General features: G+C 69.6%; 14 protein-coding genes. 5 read left to right on the top strand and 9 right to left on the bottom strand.

Translation table 11 applies throughout. The annotated features are described in order from the left end of the window. Nucleotides 1-75 precede the first annotated feature (75 nt). The 3 genes from AAW51_RS13335 (at nucleotide 76) to AAW51_RS13325 (ending at nucleotide 4,792) form a co-directional block, all read left to right on the top strand. Nucleotides 76-1,041, top strand: coding sequence for a cytochrome-c peroxidase (locus AAW51_RS13335; RefSeq protein ID WP_047195012.1), 966 nt, complete (start codon nucleotides 76-78; stop codon nucleotides 1,039-1,041). 19 nt (nucleotides 1,042-1,060) lie between these two features. Continuing rightward, nucleotides 1,061-3,034 carry a DAHL domain-containing protein gene (locus AAW51_RS13330; RefSeq protein ID WP_047195011.1) on the top strand — a complete coding sequence of 658 codons (1,974 nt, stop codon included), beginning with the start codon at nucleotides 1,061-1,063 and terminating at the stop codon, nucleotides 3,032-3,034. Nucleotides 3,035-3,211: 177 nt separating this feature from the next. Further along, entirely contained in the window at nucleotides 3,212-4,792 is a 1,581-nt protein-coding gene (locus tag AAW51_RS13325; RefSeq protein WP_047195010.1) for a methyl-accepting chemotaxis protein, read from the top strand. 24 nt (nucleotides 4,793-4,816) lie between these two features. On the opposite strand, the gene AAW51_RS13320 is transcribed toward AAW51_RS13325, so the two are convergent. Together AAW51_RS13320 and AAW51_RS13315 are read right to left on the bottom strand one after the other, a co-directional pair. Further along, complete coding sequence (locus AAW51_RS13320; protein ID WP_417903619.1) at nucleotides 4,817-5,665, bottom strand: ZIP family metal transporter; 849 nt, start codon at nucleotides 5,663-5,665, stop codon at nucleotides 4,817-4,819. Nucleotides 5,666-5,885: 220 nt separating this feature from the next. Beyond that, on the bottom strand, nucleotides 5,886-6,842 hold the full coding sequence (locus AAW51_RS13315) for a manganese catalase family protein (protein ID WP_047195009.1): 957 nt from the start codon (nucleotides 6,840-6,842) through the stop codon (nucleotides 5,886-5,888). Nucleotides 6,843-7,077: 235 nt separating this feature from the next. Here AAW51_RS13315 and AAW51_RS13310 point away from each other — a divergent pair, with 235 nt between their 5' ends. Beyond that, a complete protein-coding gene (locus AAW51_RS13310) occupies nucleotides 7,078-8,064 on the top strand; it encodes a LysM peptidoglycan-binding domain-containing protein (RefSeq protein ID WP_083438272.1) in 987 nt (328 codons plus the stop codon). A gap of 67 nt (nucleotides 8,065-8,131) precedes the next feature. Here AAW51_RS13310 and AAW51_RS13305 read toward each other — a convergent pair whose 3' ends face one another. The 5 genes from AAW51_RS13305 to AAW51_RS13285 all read right to left on the bottom strand — a co-directional run bounded on the left by AAW51_RS13305 (nucleotide 8,132) and on the right by AAW51_RS13285 (nucleotide 12,901). Beyond that, nucleotides 8,132-8,710, bottom strand: coding sequence for a tetratricopeptide repeat protein (locus AAW51_RS13305; RefSeq protein WP_047195007.1), 579 nt, complete (start codon nucleotides 8,708-8,710; stop codon nucleotides 8,132-8,134). Continuing rightward, a complete protein-coding gene (locus AAW51_RS28120) occupies nucleotides 8,707-9,723 on the bottom strand; it encodes a polysaccharide deacetylase family protein (RefSeq protein ID WP_053013533.1) in 1,017 nt (338 codons plus the stop codon). The genes AAW51_RS13305 and AAW51_RS28120 overlap by 4 nt, the downstream gene beginning before the upstream one ends. Before the next feature lie 16 nt (nucleotides 9,724-9,739). Then, nucleotides 9,740-11,767 carry a protein kinase domain-containing protein gene (locus AAW51_RS13295; RefSeq protein WP_157359868.1) on the bottom strand — a complete coding sequence of 676 codons (2,028 nt, stop codon included), beginning with the start codon at nucleotides 11,765-11,767 and terminating at the stop codon, nucleotides 9,740-9,742. A gap of 186 nt (nucleotides 11,768-11,953) precedes the next feature. Further along, nucleotides 11,954-12,433, bottom strand: coding sequence for a DUF6152 family protein (locus AAW51_RS13290; RefSeq protein WP_047195006.1), 480 nt, complete (start codon nucleotides 12,431-12,433; stop codon nucleotides 11,954-11,956). Between the two features lie 15 nt (nucleotides 12,434-12,448). Next, a complete protein-coding gene (locus AAW51_RS13285; protein WP_047195005.1) occupies nucleotides 12,449-12,901 on the bottom strand; it encodes a hypothetical protein in 453 nt (150 codons plus the stop codon). A gap of 144 nt (nucleotides 12,902-13,045) precedes the next feature. Between AAW51_RS13285 and AAW51_RS13280 the strand changes: the two genes are divergently transcribed. Beyond that, nucleotides 13,046-13,411: a hypothetical protein gene (locus tag AAW51_RS13280; protein ID WP_053013531.1), complete on the top strand. Its 366-nt coding sequence runs from the start codon at nucleotides 13,046-13,048 to the stop codon at nucleotides 13,409-13,411. A 199-nt stretch (nucleotides 13,412-13,610) separates the two neighbouring features. On the opposite strand, the gene AAW51_RS13275 is transcribed toward AAW51_RS13280, so the two are convergent. Both AAW51_RS13275 and AAW51_RS13270 read right to left on the bottom strand, forming a co-directional pair. Beyond that, nucleotides 13,611-14,309: a PEP-CTERM sorting domain-containing protein gene (locus AAW51_RS13275; protein ID WP_047195003.1), complete on the bottom strand. Its 699-nt coding sequence runs from the start codon at nucleotides 14,307-14,309 to the stop codon at nucleotides 13,611-13,613. Between the two features lie 273 nt (nucleotides 14,310-14,582). Further along, nucleotides 14,583-15,845: a DUF445 domain-containing protein gene (locus AAW51_RS13270; RefSeq protein WP_238947854.1), complete on the bottom strand. Its 1,263-nt coding sequence runs from the start codon at nucleotides 15,843-15,845 to the stop codon at nucleotides 14,583-14,585. Nucleotides 15,846-15,930: the final 85 nt, after the last annotated feature.

Raw genomic sequence — 15,930 nt, 5'->3', positions numbered from 1 at the left:
CGTCACTGTTGCCATGGGCGCCCTGCCCTTACATTCCGACGTCTGACGGCAGCGGGGTGCCGCAAGGGAGGAGCGATGGGTGCGCAGAGGACGGTGGTCGCATGGCTGGCCGCGCTGTGCGGCACAGTCACCGGTGCGAGCGCAGTTGCGCCGTCCGAGGAGCCGTTGGCGCCCTTGCCGGCCAAGCCGGCTGCCGACCCCCGCCAGCTGGCGCTCGGCGCCCAGCTGTTTCGCGACACCCGCTTCGCCAAAGACAACACCGTGGCCTGCATCTCGTGCCACAGCCCGCGCCATGGCGGCGCTGATCCCCGCCGCTTGTCGGTCGGCTCCGGTGGTGTCACCCATGTCTACAACACGCCCACAGTGCTGAACGCGGCCCTCAACTTCCGCCAGCAGTGGAGTGGCGGCGCCGCCTCCCTCGAAGAGGTCGTCGGCATCGTGCTGCGCAGCCCGCGGGTGTTCAATTCCAGCTGGGATGAGCTGCTGGGCAAGCTCCGGCGCGACAGCGAGCTGGTGCAGCGCTTCGAGGAGGCCTATCCGGAGGGGCTCACCGCAGACACGGTGGCCGATGCGCTCGCCGTCTACCAGCGCTCGCTGCTGACGCCGTCGCGCTTCGACCGTTACCTGCAGGGCGATGTGCATGCGATCACCGACGACGAGCGGCGCGGCTACGAGCGGTTCAAGGCGTATGGCTGCGCCGGCTGCCACCAGGGCGTGAACGTCGGCGGCAACATGTTCCAGCGCTTCGGCGTCGTCGGCGACTACTTCCAGGCCCGCGGCGTGGCCGGGCGCCCGCTCACCGATGCCGACCGCGGCCGCTACAACGTCACGGACAAGCCGTCGGACCTGTTCGTCTTCAAGGTGCCCGGCCTGCGCAACGTCGCGCTGACCGCGCCCTACTTCCACGACGGCTCCGCCCGCACGCTGGAAGAAGCGGTGGACGCGATGTTCAGGTTCCAGCTCGGCCGCCAGGCTCCCGCCGAAGACAAGGAAGCGATCATCCGGTTCCTGGGCAGCCTGACCGGCGACACGGTGGAGTGACACGATGAGGAGCACAGGCTTGCGATCTGCGCTGGCGCTGGGCGTGCTGGCCCTGCTCGGGGCCGGCTGGGTCTATCTGTACACCCTGAGCCACAGCGCCGACCCGGTCGCCCACGCCCGCACGATCGGGCTGGTGCGCCACCTGCGGCAGCTCGACAGCGATTGGAGCGCCGAGGTGCTGCGCGCCCAGGCCGACCTGGCCAAGTCTTACGACGCCCTGGCGCGGCCCTTGCCGGCGCTCGATCGCCTGCTGCGCCAACTGGAAACGCAGGCCACGGGGTGGGACGAGCCGCGCCTGCGCGGGGTGATCGAATCGATCAAGTCGGCCGTCCAGACCAAGACCGAACTGGTCGACGAGTTCAAGTCACAGCACGCGCTGTTGAAGAATTCGCTGCACTACCTGACCACCGCCGTGCGCGACCCCGAAGCGGCGGCGCATGACAAGCCGGCCGCGGCCCCTGCCGCCGCCGACGGCATGCTCAGCAGCGTCCCGGGGGTGGCCGATGCGCTCGAACGCTCGGTGACGCTGCAAGCCACCCAGCCCGACGCCACCCCCGGCAGCAGCGCCGTGGCGGCTGCGCTGCGCCGCAAGCTCGCCGCTGCCCGACGCACCGGCACTGGCGGCGAGCGCCCGGCGATTGCGCTGGTGCAGGCGGAAGACGTGCTGACGCCGGTGGTGCAACGTGCGCTGCGCTACCACACCACACCCGACAGCGCCGGTGCCGCGGGGCTGCAGCAGGCCTTGTCGCGGCTGCGGGCACGGCTGGCGGCGGACCCGGCCGCCTGGGAGGGGCCGATGGGCAACACGCTGGTGCATGCCGAGGCCATCCTGGAACTGCGCGAGCGCCAGCCGGTGCTGCTGCGGCAGATCGCGTCGGTGCCGCTGGCAGCGCGGCTCGACAAGCTGGCCGACGACCTGGAGACGCGCTTCGACGCGCAAGTGGCGAGGCAATCGGCCTACACCCGGGGGCTGTGGGTCTATAGCGCCCTGCTGCTGGCCCTGGCAGTCGGCGCTGCGGGCGTCCTGATCCAGCGCCACCTCGGCGAACGCCGCCGGCTGGCCGCGCTGGTGGAACGCCAGGCGCGCGAGCTGAAGGACAACGAGGCCCAGCTGGTCCACGCGCAGAAGATGAACGCGCTGGGCGAGTTGGTGGCCGGCCTTGCGCACGAGGTGACCACGCCGCTGGCCGCGGTGCGCAGCGGCTTGCAGAACACCCACGAGCTGATGGCCACCATTGCCGCCGTGGTGGGAGAGGCCGAGGCGCTCAGCACGGCGATGGCACAGCCCAAGCCGGCCGACGAGGCCGGCCGCGACGAACGCAACGCCGAGCTGACGCGCCGGGTGCGGCGGCTGCTGATGCTGCGCGAGGATCTGGTGTCGTTCGACGCGCTCGACACGGTCGACCAACTGTTGCAAGAAGGCATGCGCAGCGTCGACCACATCGGCCAGCTGGTGCTCAACATGCTCGACTTCTCGCGGCTGAACCGCGGCCGCATCGCGCGCGTGCGCGTCGAGGACGGCATCGAGCGCATGCTGGCGATGGCCCGTCATCTGCTCGGCAAGATCGAGGTGCAGCGCGATTTCGGGCAGACCGAGCCGGTCGAATGCGACCTGGCGCAGATCAACCAGGTGCTGCTCAACTTGCTCCGCAACGCCGCGCAGGTGCTGCAGGATCGCGACGGCCGGGTGGTGGTGCGCACGCGCATGCACTCGCCGACGCAGCTCTCGATCTCGGTGCTCGACAACGGCCCCGGCATTGCCCCCGACGTGCTGCCGAAGATCTGGCAGCCCTTCTACACGACACGGCCGCACGGCGTGGGTGCGGGCCTCGGCCTCAGCACCAGCCGCAAGATCGTCGAGGCGCACGGCGGGTCGATCTTCGTGCGCTCCCAGCCCGGCGAGGGCAGCGAGTTCATCGTCTTGCTACCCACGGTGGCGCCTGCGTCGCTGCGGCACCCGCCGCGTGCGGAAGTGCTTGCGGCCGCCGCTTGAGGCCGCCTCGAACGCGCCCGCGGCGGATACGAGAAAGCCCTAAAGGTCGGTACGCGATCGGCCGATAAAGCGCCACGGGCCTGAACGGCAGGCCCGGCCTCGGGCGGCAGACGCTGCGGCACCAGCCGCGGCCTGCGCCGAAGGCTACGACGCCCCCTATCGCCTCCCACCATTCCAATGAATCTGCTCAACAAGCTCCGTATCGGTCCACGCCTCGCGCTGTGCTTCGGCCTCGTGGTGATCTTGATGCTCGTGTCGCTGACCTTCAGCCTGGTGCACATCGCCCAGGTACGGCAACAAGCGGTGGAAACCGGTGGCGTGCAGGCGCAGCGCCATGCGCTGGCAGCCGCATGGCGGCAGAACATCGCGGTCAACGGCTCGCGCGCGCTGGCGCTCGCGACCAGTGCCGACCCGGCCTTCAACGAGGCTATTGCGGCCGAGGTCAAGGCGACCTCGGCCCAGACCACCGAGATCGTCAAGCAGTTCTCTGAACTCGAAACCAGCCCGGAAGGCAAGGCGCTGCAGGACGAGATGGTGGCCGTGCGCAAACGCTACCTGGCCACCCGCGATGCAATGATGGCCGCCAAGCAAAGCGGCGACAGCGCCGCGCTGAGCGAGAAGATGCAGACCTTCCGCCAGGTGTCCAAGGAGTACCTCGGCGTGGCCGACCAGCTGTACGCATTGCAGGACACGCGCGTGAAGGCCAGTGCCGAGCAGATCATCGAAGGCCTCGACGAAACGCGCTGGGTCAACATCACCGTGTTCGGTGTCGCCGCGTTGATGGCGCTGGGCCTCGGCATCGCCCTCACCCGCAGCATCGTGCGGCCGCTGGGCACCGCGCAAGACGCCGCCTCCCGCATCGCCACCGGTGACCTGACCGGCCGCCTGCAAGGCGGCGGCGCGGACGAATGCGGGCAGCTGTCGCAATCGCTGGCCAAGATGCACACGTCGCTGCGCGAGATGGTGGGCGACATCCGTCACGCCTGCGAGTCGATCCGCTCGGCCAGTTCGGAGGTCGCCACCGGCAGCCACGACCTGAACCGCCGCACCGAACAGACCGTGAGCAGCCTGCAGGAGACCGCCAGTTCGATGGAGCAGCTCAGCGCCACCGTCGAACAATCGGCCGAGGCCTCGCGCCGCGCCAGCGAGCTGGCCGGCGCTGCCGCCGAGATCGCCCGCCGCGGCGGGGAGCTGGTCGACCGTGTGGTGCACACCATGGGCGACATCAACGACAGCAGCAAGAAGATCGCCGACATCATCGGCGTGATCGACGGCATCGCCTTCCAGACCAACATCCTGGCCCTCAATGCCGCGGTGGAAGCCGCGCGGGCCGGCGAACAGGGCCGCGGCTTCGCGGTCGTGGCATCGGAGGTGCGCAGCCTGGCCGGCCGTTCGGCCGAGGCCGCCAAGGAGATCAAGTCGCTGATCGGCTTGAGCGTCGACCGCGTCGAGCAGGGCTCGGCCATCGTCAACGACGCCGGCTCGACGATGAAGGAGATCGTCGACAGCGTGCAGAAGGTCACCGACATGATCGGCGACATTTCCGCCGCGTCCCGCGAGCAGGCGCTGAGCATCGGCCACGTGAAGACGGCGGTCGACGAACTCGACCGCATGACGCAGCAGAACTCGGCGTTGGTGGAACAGTCGACGGCCGCGTCGGACAGCCTCAAGTCGCATGCCCAGAAGCTCGCGCAGGCGGTCGAAACCTTCCGGCTCGACGGCACCGGCGCTGCCCGGCAGCACCCGCTGGCGGCCTGATACCTCGCGCCGCGCGGGCCTCACTCAGCCCAGCGCGGTGTCGAGCAACATCATGATCACGAAACCGATCATCAGGCCCACCGTCGCGTGCGCCTCATGGCCCTGCCGGTGCGACTCGGGGATGATCTCGTGACTGATGACATACAACATCGCGCCGGCCGCAAACGCCAGGCCCCACGGCAGCAAGGCGGCTGACAAGCCGATCACGGCTGCGCCCAGCACCGCGCCCGCGGGCTCGACCAGCCCCGACGCGGCGCCCAGCCCGCCCGACATCCACCGGCCATAGCCGGCGCTGCGCAAGGCGAGCGCCACCACCAGGCCCTCGGGCACGTCCTGGATCGAGATGCCGGTGGCCAGGGCGCTGGCGGCGAGCGGGTCGGTGCCGGCAAAGGCAACGCCGATCGCCAGCCCCTCGGGCAGGTTGTGCAGCGCGATCGCGAAGACGAACAGCCAAGTGCGCTTGAGCAGATGGGCCTGCCGGCCCTCGCGGCCCTTGATGAAATGTTCGTGCGGCAGCCAGCGGTCGAGCGTCAGCACGAAAGCACCGCCGAGCAGGACGCCGCCCGCCACCATCAGCCCCGCCCCCCATTGACCCGCGCCCTGCTCCCGCGCAGCTTCCAGGCCGGGCACGATGAGTGAGAAGGCGCAGGCGGCGAGCATCACGCCGGCCCCGAATCCGAGCATCGCGTCGCGCACCCGCTCCGAGGGCGGCGATTGCGACAGCAGCACCGGCAACGTGCCCAGAGCCGTCGCGCCGGCCGCCATCAGCCCGCCGAGCCAGGCCTGCGCCACGCGGGGGTCGGAGGGCGCCACATGCTGCCACAGCAACCACAGGCCCGAGCAGGCCCCCGCGACCCACAGCAACAGCCCCAACCTGCGTCGCGGGTTATGCCACAACGGCAGCGCCGGAGGGCGCGGACGATCTTCCAGACGGTCGGTAGAAGCCACAGAAAAGCTCCAGCGAGAACGGACGGATTCAATGCGCGCCTGCTTGCCTGCCTGCCGCGTGTGCCTGAGGGTGCCACGCGGCGGCAGCAACGGCCCGGGTGCCGTCACGCTCCCCGGGCCGTCGATCTGCGGAGGCGCGGCTGCCTCAGTGAGCCTTGCCGGCGCCCGGGCCGCCGCGACGCGTCCGCGCCGCCGCCTGGGCCAAGGCCGGGTCAGTCGCATCCATACCCGTCACGCCGGCGCCCAACTCGGCACCGGTCATCGGGTCGGACGCCGGGTCGGAGGCGGTCCGGGTCGCCAGCTGCGTCACCGCCGCGGCCTCGTCGGCCTTCAGCGCCACCTCGGGCAAACCGCTGCCACCGTCCACCGCCAGCTGTTGGTCGCGATCCGAGATGTACTGGAAGTTGTCGTCGCTGTTCCACGGCCCGCGGGCGTCGCCTTCACCCTGTGACATGTTGAAGTACACATTGGTGAAGCGGGGGTCGCCCGGCAGCTTGCCCGGAGGGAAGTTCGGTTGCATGGAGTACAAGGCTTTCTCGAACGACTGCTGGTGCGCGATCTCGCGCGTCATCAGGAAGCCGAGGGCCTCCTTGACGCCGGGGTCGTCGGTGCAGTTGATCAGGCGCTCATAGATGATCTTGGCGCGCGCTTCGGCGGCGATGTTCGAGCGCAGGTCGCAAGACGGGTCGCCGATGGAGTCGATGTAGCCGGCATTCCACAACTGGCCGCCCGAGTTGACCAGCGCGGGTCCGCCGCCGTAGAGCACCTGGGTGACGTGCGAGTCATTGCCGCCACCGCTGATCGAGCGGTACATCTCGGCTTCCGTGTCGACACCTTCTGCCAGCTTGCCCTTCGCGCCCTTGTTGAGCATGGCGACAATGGTGCCGATCACCTCCAGGTGGCTGAGTTCCTCGGTCGCGATGTCCATCAGCATGTCCTTGCGGCCGGGATCGTCTTCGGCCAGGGCTTGCGTGAAGTAACGGCAGGCGGCAGCCAGCTCGCCTTGCGGCCCGCCGAACTGTTCGAGCAGCAGATTCGCGAGGCCGGGATTGGTTTCATTGACACGGACGGTGTACTGTAAGCGTTTGTTGTGTGCAAACATGGGGCGCTCCTTGCATGAGTTGAAGAGGGCCAGCCGCGGCTGGACACGCCTTCTTTCCCTGGCAAGTGCGGGTCCCGCCCTGCGTCGCGCACGATTTAACTTTCGTATCGACCCGATAGCATCGCCTCGGACAGTCCCGACGGATCGCGCACAATGGCGGCCGGGGCTTTGAGCCTCGTCGTACTGCAGTCGCGCTCTTTTTTATCTTTCCGATTTGCGAACGACTGGCTAACGGATGACATTGAACTTCATGAAGAACCAGCGTGCCGCCCTGCTGTGTGCCCTGACCGCCGTGCTTGCGGCCTGCCAGACGGCACCGAAGCCGCCCGAGGTACCGGGCGCCGTTCGAGAAGTGCCGCCGTCTCCCGCGCCGCGATCCGGCGCGATGCAGGCACAAGCGCAGAAACACTCGATTGCCGCAGCCGACCTGCTCGAGGCCGGCAACGAGGAGCAAGCCAAACTCGAATTGCAGCGTGCGCTGGCCCTCGACCCCCACAACCGGCTCGCCCACAACCTGACCCGGCAGATCACCGCGGACCCGGTGGCCGTGCTCGGCCGCGAGTCGTTCGCCTACACGGTGCGCCCGAGCGACACCTTGTCGAAGATCGCCGGGCGTTTCATGAACGACATCTACTCGTTCTACATCCTGGCCCGCTACAACGGCATCAAGGAGCCGCGCCAGGTCACCGGCGGCCAGATCATCCGTGTGCCCGGCAAGGCGCCGCCACCGGGTGCGATCGAGCGGGAGCTGCCGGCGGCACCGCGGCCGGAACCGCGGGTGGAGCCACGCAAGGACGTGCCGCCGCCGCCGCCCGTGGTCGTCGCGCCGCCGCCGCCGCCACTACCACCACCACCACCACCGCCGGCACCGCCACCTCCACCTCCACCCGCCCCGCCGCCCGAGCCCACCCCCGGCGAGAAGGCGCTGCGCAGTGCCGCGGCCGCGGAGCGCGGCGGCGACCTGGAGCGCGCGCTGACCGAATACCAGCGCGCCGGGACGCTCGGACAAACCGCGGCCGCCGCCCCCAAGATCGCGTCGCTGCGCAAGCAATTGCTGTCGCGCTACACGGTCAAGGCACGCAGCGCCTTTGCGAAACAAGACCTGGACGGCGCGATCCGCAACTGGGACCGGGTGCTTGAACTCGATCCGGAGCACGAAACGGCCCGGCTCGAACGCGGCAAGGCCGTCAACCTGAAAGAGAAGTACAAGAAGCTGCAGTGACGCCGGGCGTGGCACGTCGGGCGCCCGGGGCGCCGGCCGGCTTCTTGCGACGAAGGGTGCCGCCGCCTCAACGGCGAGGCAAGCGGGCCCCGGGCTCGCCCGGATCGGCGCCCGACAGCTCGCCGGCAGGCGCCATGGGCCGCGCATCGTCGGCAGGTGGTGTGCTGCCGCCACGCGGCGAGCGCGTGAGATAGGCGCGGCGGTTGCGCTCGCGCTCGATCGCACGCAAGGCGTCGGCCGCACGTTCGTCGTCGGGTTGCAAGGCGAGCACGCTCAGGTAGTGGGCCGCCGCCCGCTCGAGGTCGCCGCGTTTGCGCGCCGCGGCGCCGCGCCGACCGTGTTCGGCGGCGGCCGCCTCGACCTGCCGACGCACCTCGTCGAGCCGCTGCCGGTAGGCCGGCACGTCGGGCCGCAGCAGCACCAGCAACTCCCAGGCGATCGCGGCTTCGGCCCAGCGCTCCTGGCGGGCCAGCGACAGGGCGCGCCGGCGCTGCCGCAACTCGTAGCCGGCATGCGGGGACGAGGTCAGGGCCGGCAGATCGGCGTCGTCCACCGCCCCGCCGTCCGGGCCCGTCGCGCAGCCCGACAGGGCCGCGACGACCAGTGCAGCGATGAGCCAGCGAAGCGGCGACGGGCTGCAGCTCATGGCGCTTTGAACCCCCGGGTCACCTGCAGTTTGGCCTTGAAGTCCTCCAGGTCGTCGTCACGCTGCACCATGCTCCGGCGCAGCAGCAGCGGCTGCGCGAAAAAGGCGTTGCCGCCAGGATTGACCGTCACGGCGAGCCGGTACTTGTGACGCTCCAGCGTCTCGAGCACGGCCTCGTTGGCATCGCCGTAGGGATAGGCGTAGTGGCGCACCTTGACCTTCAGGCGCCGCTCCAGAAGCTCGCGCGGGCCTGCCGTTTCCATCTGCAGCGCCTGCCGGTACGCCTCCTCCGACTCGCCCTCGCCCCGCTCGCTGAGGTTGCGGTGCGTCTTGGAATGGGGCTGGATGTCCACCAGCCCCGAAGCGGCCAGCTCACGCAGCTGGGACCAGTCGACCGCATCCCCTGCGCCGACAAAATCGGTGTAGACGAACAAGGTGACGGGAAAGCCGTGGCGGCGCAACAGGGGGGCGGCATAGCGGTAGAACGATTCGTAGCCGTCGTCGACCGTGATCACCACCGAACGGCGCGGCACTGCGCGCCGGCCCTCGAGATACTCCGCCAGCTCGTCGAGGCGCAGCACGTGGTAGCCGTGGCGGGCGAGCCAGTCGAGCTGGGCCGCGAAACGGGCGGGCGACACGTTCATCTTGCCGCCGCCGTAGCCGAAGCGGTGGTAGCACAGGATGGGCACCGTCTGGTAGTGATCGCCGTGCACGCCGGCCCGGTTGACCGGCTTCAGCGGCACGGCCAGCGGCAGGTCTTCGCTGGGCCGGGTGATGCCGTTGAAATCGCCGATCACCCAGTGCTGCTCCGCGTCCCCGAGGAACAGCTCGGCAATCGAGCGCAGCGTCTCTCCCCGCATCGGCTGGTACAGGACGAACCGGTCGTTGCGGGCCAGCACCTGGCCCGGCGCGATGGGGGGGCGGCTGGCGCAGCCGGCAACCATCACGCCGGCCAGCGTCAGCGTCAGCAACAGCCGCGCGAGGCGGCGGCACGCAAGCAAGGCGCACGGCATGGCGGCTCCCCCTGGCTCAGGCTTGAGGTGCCGGGCCCGGCCCGTCGCTGACGGGGGTGGTGGCTGCCGCCGTCGGGCCCGCGGGCGCGGGCGGCGGTGGTGGTGGCGTGTCGGCGTGCGGCATCGAGGCGGTACCGAGGCTGCTGTGGCGGTCCTGCAGCGCCTGCGCCATGCGGTCGAAGGCCGTATAGAGCAGCCCGAACTCGTCGCGGCGTGTCTCGCGAATGCGGTGGTCGTAGCGCCCGCGCGCCACCTCGGCCATCGATTCGCCGATCAGCTTGATCGGCTGGGCAAACCAGTCGGCCACGAAATACATCGCGATCGCCACGGCCAGCACAGTCACCACGACCAGCACCGCCATCAAGACCATCGACAGGCGCGCGACCTGGGCCAGCGGCCGCTCCGGCAGCCCCAGGGCGACCCAGCCGACCCGCTTGTCCTGGAAGATGATCGGCGCCTCGAAGCCGAGCACGGTCTCGCCGCCGACCAGGTAGCGCGACACCTGCACATTGCCGGGGCGGACCCCCAGCAGCTCGCTCGTCGGCGCCTTGTAGGCTTGCCCGACCAGCTTGTCGCGGCTGGCGGCACGCACGAGACCTTCACGGTCGATCACCGTGACGCTGTCGAAATCGCCGGTCTTCATGATTTCCTCGACCGCCACCTCGACCGCGATCCAATCCTCCGACAAGGCCGCCACCGCATTCTGGGCCGCGATGAACCGCGACAGCGCCGCGCCGTAGTCGGTCACCTGGCTCATCATCGACGCGTATTGCCGCTGCGTGATCACGGTGGCGGTCAGTGCCATCACCGCCGCGACGATCAGCGCCATCATCGCCGCCCACTTGACCCGCAGCGGGACGATGCGCGGCCGCTCGTGTTCGCGCTTGCTCTCCTCGAGGTCGACCAGCACGCGGTTGAGCGCTTCGGCGAGTTCCTTGCCGGATTGGAAGCGGCGCTCGGGCGCCTTCGCGAGGCAGCGCTCCACCAGGCGCCGCATCGCCGGCGGCAGCCCGGGCCGGAGCTTGTCGATCGGCGGCGGCTCTTCGTTGGCGATCTGCACCGCCAGCGTGACCAGGCTTTCACCGAGGAAGGGCCGCTGGCCGGTGAGCATCTGGTAGAGCACGATGCCGGTCGAGAACAGGTCGGAGCGACCGTCGATCTTGCTGCCTTGCGCCTGCTCGGGCGACATGTACTGCGGCGTGCCGAGGATGTCCCCGACACGCGTGCGATGTTCGCCCGCCGGGCTGTCCATGTGGGCGATGCCGAAGTCGGTCACCTTGATGGTGCGGCTGCCCTTGAGCCGGATGATGTTGGCCGGCTTGATGTCACGGTGCACGATGCCCCGGGAGTGCGCGTAGTCGAGCGCGCGCGCCAGCTGGATGCCCATCACCAGCACGTCCTTGAGCGCCAGCGGCTTGCCGTGTTCCATCACGTCGCTGAGCGGCTGGCCCTCGACCAGCTCCATCGCCATATAGGGACGGCCTTCGATCTCGCCCACGTCGTAGACGGTCACGATGTTCGGGTGCGACAAGCCGCCGGCCGCGCGCGCTTCCCTCAGGAAGCGGGCGCGGTAGGCCTCTTCTTCGCACAAGGCCGGCAACAAGAATTTGATGGCGACGTCGCGCCCGATGCTCGGGTCGTGCGCCTTGAACACGCTGGCCATCGCACCGCTGCCGATGCGCTCGTGGATCTGGTAGCGGCCAACCTGGCGCACCGGTGTGCCGTTGCCGGGCGCGCTGCCGGGCAAGGTGCCGCCGACACCGCCGCGGGACGGCGACGCTGTGGCGGGTGCAGGTGACGGGGCAGGCGACGGGGCAGGCTCTGCCCGCGCAGTGGCGGGCGGTGCGGGCACCGGCGCCGCCGGACGTGGCACGGCTGCGGGCCCCGGTGCGGGTGCTGGGGTGGGCACGGCATCACCGTCGCCATCCAGCACGAACGGGTCGATGCGCGTGTTGTCGTCCTCGTCGAGAGGATCGTCCGCATTGGATGTAGGCGCATCTTTGCGGCGCCAGTGCGGCTTGTGTGGACCTCGTGCTGCTGACATGGGCTCGCCTCACCTCCCTTTGGCGGACGCTCTTCGACCCCGACTGGACACCACGCGCCGATGCGGACGCCCCGCAGCCGGGCCGAAGCAGGGAAAGCAGTGTGCACCCGGCGCCGCCCGAAACTGTCACCGGACGTTGCAGCCGGCCGCGTCCTCGGCCTTCCGCCAGGCTGCGCCCGGCGTGTGTCAGACCGGTGACGAGCGCAGCGCGTACGCCTTGCCGGCCACGAACAGATATTCGGCTCGCAACACCGGCGGCCCCTGTTCCCCCGCAGTGGTGAATCCGACCACCGCGATTGTTGTGCCCGGTTTGATCTCGGCCACCTGCCAAGCTTGCATGCGGGCGAGCGGCGCCAACTCGACCGTCCAGCGCCGGTCCTTGCGGTCCGGCAGGCGGGTGCTGCGCAACAAGGCCGGCGCGTCCACCGGCGAGGTCTGGGCCGGCACCTGGCGCTGCGCCAGGTCGGGCGGCAGCGCCAGCCCAGGGCGCAGTTCGAGGTCGATCTCGACGTGCGGGTTGCGCCACCGCACCGTAGCGGCATCCCCTTCGAGGTACAGGGGTCGGTTCTGATCGAATCCACTCCAGCCGTGGTGGGCCCGGGCTGCCGGGCTGAGCCAAGGCAGGAACATGGCGCCAGTGGCGGTCAACAGGGTGCGTCGTTGCATGCTTCGGGCTCCAGGTCAGGCGTAGGCGATCCAGCGTCCGCAGATGATGACAGCGAGCCAAAGCCCCAGGGACACCACGGTCTGCAGCCGTGCCATGGCATCGAGCTTGGCAAGGCCGCCGCGTGCATGGAAGGCCGCCGCGTTGAGGCCGGCCAGCGTCAGCAGCGCGAACTTGAGCCGGAAGGCGCGGTTGACCAGCAGCTCGGCAGGCTGGGTCGAGAACATCAGCAAGCCGGTGGCGGCCGCGAGTGAGAAGCCGGCCAGGCTCACGCCCAGCGCGAGCCGACCCAGGGCCTGGGGCGGCAAGGTCGTGCCCAGGCCCCAGACACGCAACTCGAACAGCACCAGGCTGCCGAGCAACAGCGCGATGCCGCAGATGTGCAGCGCCTCCAGGACCGGGTACAACCACGGGTGGCCGGCCAGCCAGGTCCAGGCGGGGATCTCGATGGCGACGGGCGTGGCTGGCATGCCGGCACGGTAACAGAGAGCGACGCCCCGACGCGTCGCCGTGCGGCCGCCACCCCCGATTCCAATGGCCCTGCTCGGGCGCGCCCACTTCGGGTATGCGAGGATGCCGCCCCTGCCGTGCCTTTGCTTTCTGACGCCATGCCCATGTCAGCCCCTCTCCCGCCGCGCCGCGCCGAGCGCTGGGTCGCCGAGGCGGGTACCGCGGACGTCGCCACGCTCGACATCCCGGCCGACGCCCATCACGACCGCATCTTCGAGATCTCCTGCCGCTATGTCGTCGCCCACCGTGGCGGCGCCGACGCCTGGCACAGCCTGCGCATCGACGTCGACGGGCGACAGGAGTGGTCACGCCGGCTCGCCACCGAAAACCCCGGCAGCACCGACTCGCTCGATTACCGGTTTCGCCGGTTGGTCCCGGCGGGCCAGCCGCTCCGGGTGACCGCCAAGACGGGCGCCCACGGCGTCTCCCGTCTCGAATTGCTGATCGAGGCGGATGAAGAGTTGGGGTGACACCCTGCCGCCCGCCCCCCTCGCCTCTGGATCAGCCGCGCCACCCCTGCGTCACGCTGTGAATCAACAGGCCGATTCAACAGGCCGACCGAGCCGGCGATCTGTGTGCCGTTGATGCACACGAACCGCCGGTCGCGACCGAGAGTGCGCTCCTGCGCGTCAACCGCTGCTGCTGAAGCAGCGTGTCACGCCCGGCCTGTCAGACCGTGCGCTTGCGCTGGGCCCGCAGGCGAGCGCCGAGCACCAGCGCGCCGACGGCCAGCAAGCCGTAGGTGGACGGCTCGGGCACCACAGGGGCGAACGTGGTCAGGACGTTCGAGTTGGGGCGCCCATAGATGTCACGCCGCAGGCTGACCTGGCCGGTCTCGCCGAAGCTCGTCGCGTTGGTGTCGAGGAAGAACCACTCCGTTCTTGCGCCCGGCGCCATGGAGTCGAAGTGGAAGTCGATCGCACCGAAGTCGCCCCCGGGGACGTCCTCCCAGCGCACCACCGAATGCGGCGCCGAGTCGATCGGGTGGTCCAACGTGCCGGCGTCGTAGGTGATGCCGGCGTTGTACAAACCTTGGAACGAGGTCACGAAATCCCAGGCCGGATCGGAGCCGGGGTCGAGCGCCACCTGCCAATAGAAGTCGAGCGTGCCGTCGTCCGACCGGACCACGCTCGAGGTGACGGTGCCGCGCACATCCCGCTCGGTGATCCCGTCGCCGAACTCCCAGTCCTCGTACTGGAAACTGCCGGTCTTGCTCGCCACGATGTCGCCAGCGAGTGAGGGGTGGTCATACCCGGAGACGACCGTGGGGTCCAGCACCTTATCGGGTGTCGTCAGCGGCACGGCATGAGCGACGGCAGAGGCCAGCAGGGCGGCCGCGAGCGTGATGGGTCGAATATCGATCTTCAAGAGTCCTCCGTTTTCGTGTTGGTTCTCAACTCAAGCGCACAGCAGCATCGCCGCACAGCATGAGAAAACGGTGACGGCTGACGATCGAGTGCAACGGGTTACAGCCACAGTGGAGCATGGAGCAGTGCCCTGATCGAGGCCCTGCCACAGGCGTCGACATTCTGAAGGAGGCATGCAAGAACTTCATGGCATGTTTCACGTCGAAGTGTGTGCGCCTGCAAGTTTCTTCGACCGCCCGACACAAGTTCGCCCACCTCGAGCGATCGTGTCACCTCACCCTCGCCACCACTGCGTCACGGCGTGGATCAACAGCCCGATCGAGCCGCCCACCAGCGTGCCGTTGATGCGCACGAACTGCAGGTCGCGGCCGATGTTGCGCTCCAGCTCGGAGGTCATCTCGGCCGTGTTCCAGGCGTCGACGCGGGCCACGATGTAGTGGCCGATGTCCTCGCGGTAGTGGTCGATCCACCGCGGCGCTGCCGCCAGCAGTTGCCCGTTGATCCACTCGCGCATCGCAGCGTCGGTCTGCAGCTTGCGGCCAAGCGTCAGCGCGGCCTCGCCGATGCGCCGGCCGAGCGCCGAGTCTTCACGTTGCAAGTCGGCGTGCAGCCACGCCAGCAGCTCCTGCCACAGACCCCGCAGGTACTCCGCCAGCGCCGGGTGGGCCAGCGCCTCCTGCTTGATGTCCTCGCCCTTCTGGTGGAAGGCCGGGTCTTCCTTGAGCTTGACGATGAACTCGGCCATGAAGGCGTCGAAACGCAGCCGCAGCGGATGCGCTTCGTCCGCCCCCATCTCGCCGATGATGCGGCCCACCCCCGCGACGATCTTGCTGGTCGCCATGTGGCCGGCGATGGTGTCGAGACCCAGGTAGCGCAGGTAGCGCACCTCGCCGGCGATCACCTCGGCGATCTTCGCCTTCACGTCGTCCTTCTCGAGCAGCGCGCCGATCTGCTGCAGCACCTCGTCCAGCAAGGCCTGGTGGCGGCGCTCGGCGGTCAGCACGTCCAGCACCTGGCCGGTCAGGCGCGCCACGTCGACTTGTTCGAGCTTGCCGAGCACGGTGCGGCGGATGAAGGCGGTGATGCGGTCGTCGTCGAGCGCGTCGAGGCCGTAGCGGGCCGCCGCGCGGCAGTACTCGCCGATGCGCGCCGCGTGCTCGGGCTGTGCCAGCCAGCCGGCCAGGCGCGACGCCGCGTCAAAGCCGCGCAACTTGCCCAGCACCTGCTCGGTGCTCAGGAAGTTGCCCAGGATGAAGGCGGCCAGGTTGCGGCCGATGCGCGCCTTGTTGTTGGGGATGATGGCCGTGTGCGGTATCGGCAGCCCCAGCGGGTGCCGAAACAGCGCCACCACCGCGAACCAGTCGGCCACCGCGCCGACCATCGCCGCCTCGGCGAAGGCGGCCACGTAGTGCCATGCGGGGTGGTGGCCTTGCAAGGCGGTGGCGACCGCATAGAGCGCAGCGGCGGCCAGCAGCAGGCCCAGCGCGATCCGTTTCATCCGTTGCAGGCCGGAGGCTGACGCCACGGCAACATCCATGCGATGGTTCCTTCCCTGTTCGTGCGCCGCCCGCCCCGGTGCCCAGGCCGGGTAACGCCAGCAGCGGCCGGCGGTCGCGGGCGCC

Source organism: Caldimonas brevitalea, from assembly GCF_001017435.1.
In the GTDB taxonomy this organism is placed as follows: domain Bacteria; phylum Pseudomonadota; class Gammaproteobacteria; order Burkholderiales; family Burkholderiaceae_C; genus Caldimonas; species Caldimonas brevitalea.
This window is presented reverse-complemented; position numbering and strand designations above follow the sequence as displayed.

Coding starts and splice junctions, on each gene's coding strand:
- AAW51_RS13315 (WP_047195009.1), bottom strand. CDS start 6,842: ATGTTTGCACACAACAAACGCTTACAGTACACCGTCCGTGTCAATGAA.
- AAW51_RS13325 (WP_047195010.1), top strand. CDS start 3,212: ATGAATCTGCTCAACAAGCTCCGTATCGGTCCACGCCTCGCGCTGTGC.
- AAW51_RS13295 (WP_157359868.1), bottom strand. CDS start 11,767: ATGTCAGCAGCACGAGGTCCACACAAGCCGCACTGGCGCCGCAAAGAT.
- AAW51_RS13335 (WP_047195012.1), top strand. CDS start 76: ATGGGTGCGCAGAGGACGGTGGTCGCATGGCTGGCCGCGCTGTGCGGC.
- AAW51_RS13290 (WP_047195006.1), bottom strand. CDS start 12,433: ATGCAACGACGCACCCTGTTGACCGCCACTGGCGCCATGTTCCTGCCT.
- AAW51_RS13305 (WP_047195007.1), bottom strand. CDS start 8,710: ATGAGCTGCAGCCCGTCGCCGCTTCGCTGGCTCATCGCTGCACTGGTC.
- AAW51_RS13280 (WP_053013531.1), top strand. CDS start 13,046: ATGTCAGCCCCTCTCCCGCCGCGCCGCGCCGAGCGCTGGGTCGCCGAG.
- AAW51_RS13270 (WP_238947854.1), bottom strand. CDS start 15,845: ATGGATGTTGCCGTGGCGTCAGCCTCCGGCCTGCAACGGATGAAACGG.
- AAW51_RS13310 (WP_083438272.1), top strand. CDS start 7,078: ATGACATTGAACTTCATGAAGAACCAGCGTGCCGCCCTGCTGTGTGCC.
- AAW51_RS13285 (WP_047195005.1), bottom strand. CDS start 12,901: ATGCCAGCCACGCCCGTCGCCATCGAGATCCCCGCCTGGACCTGGCTG.
- AAW51_RS28120 (WP_053013533.1), bottom strand. CDS start 9,723: ATGCCGTGCGCCTTGCTTGCGTGCCGCCGCCTCGCGCGGCTGTTGCTG.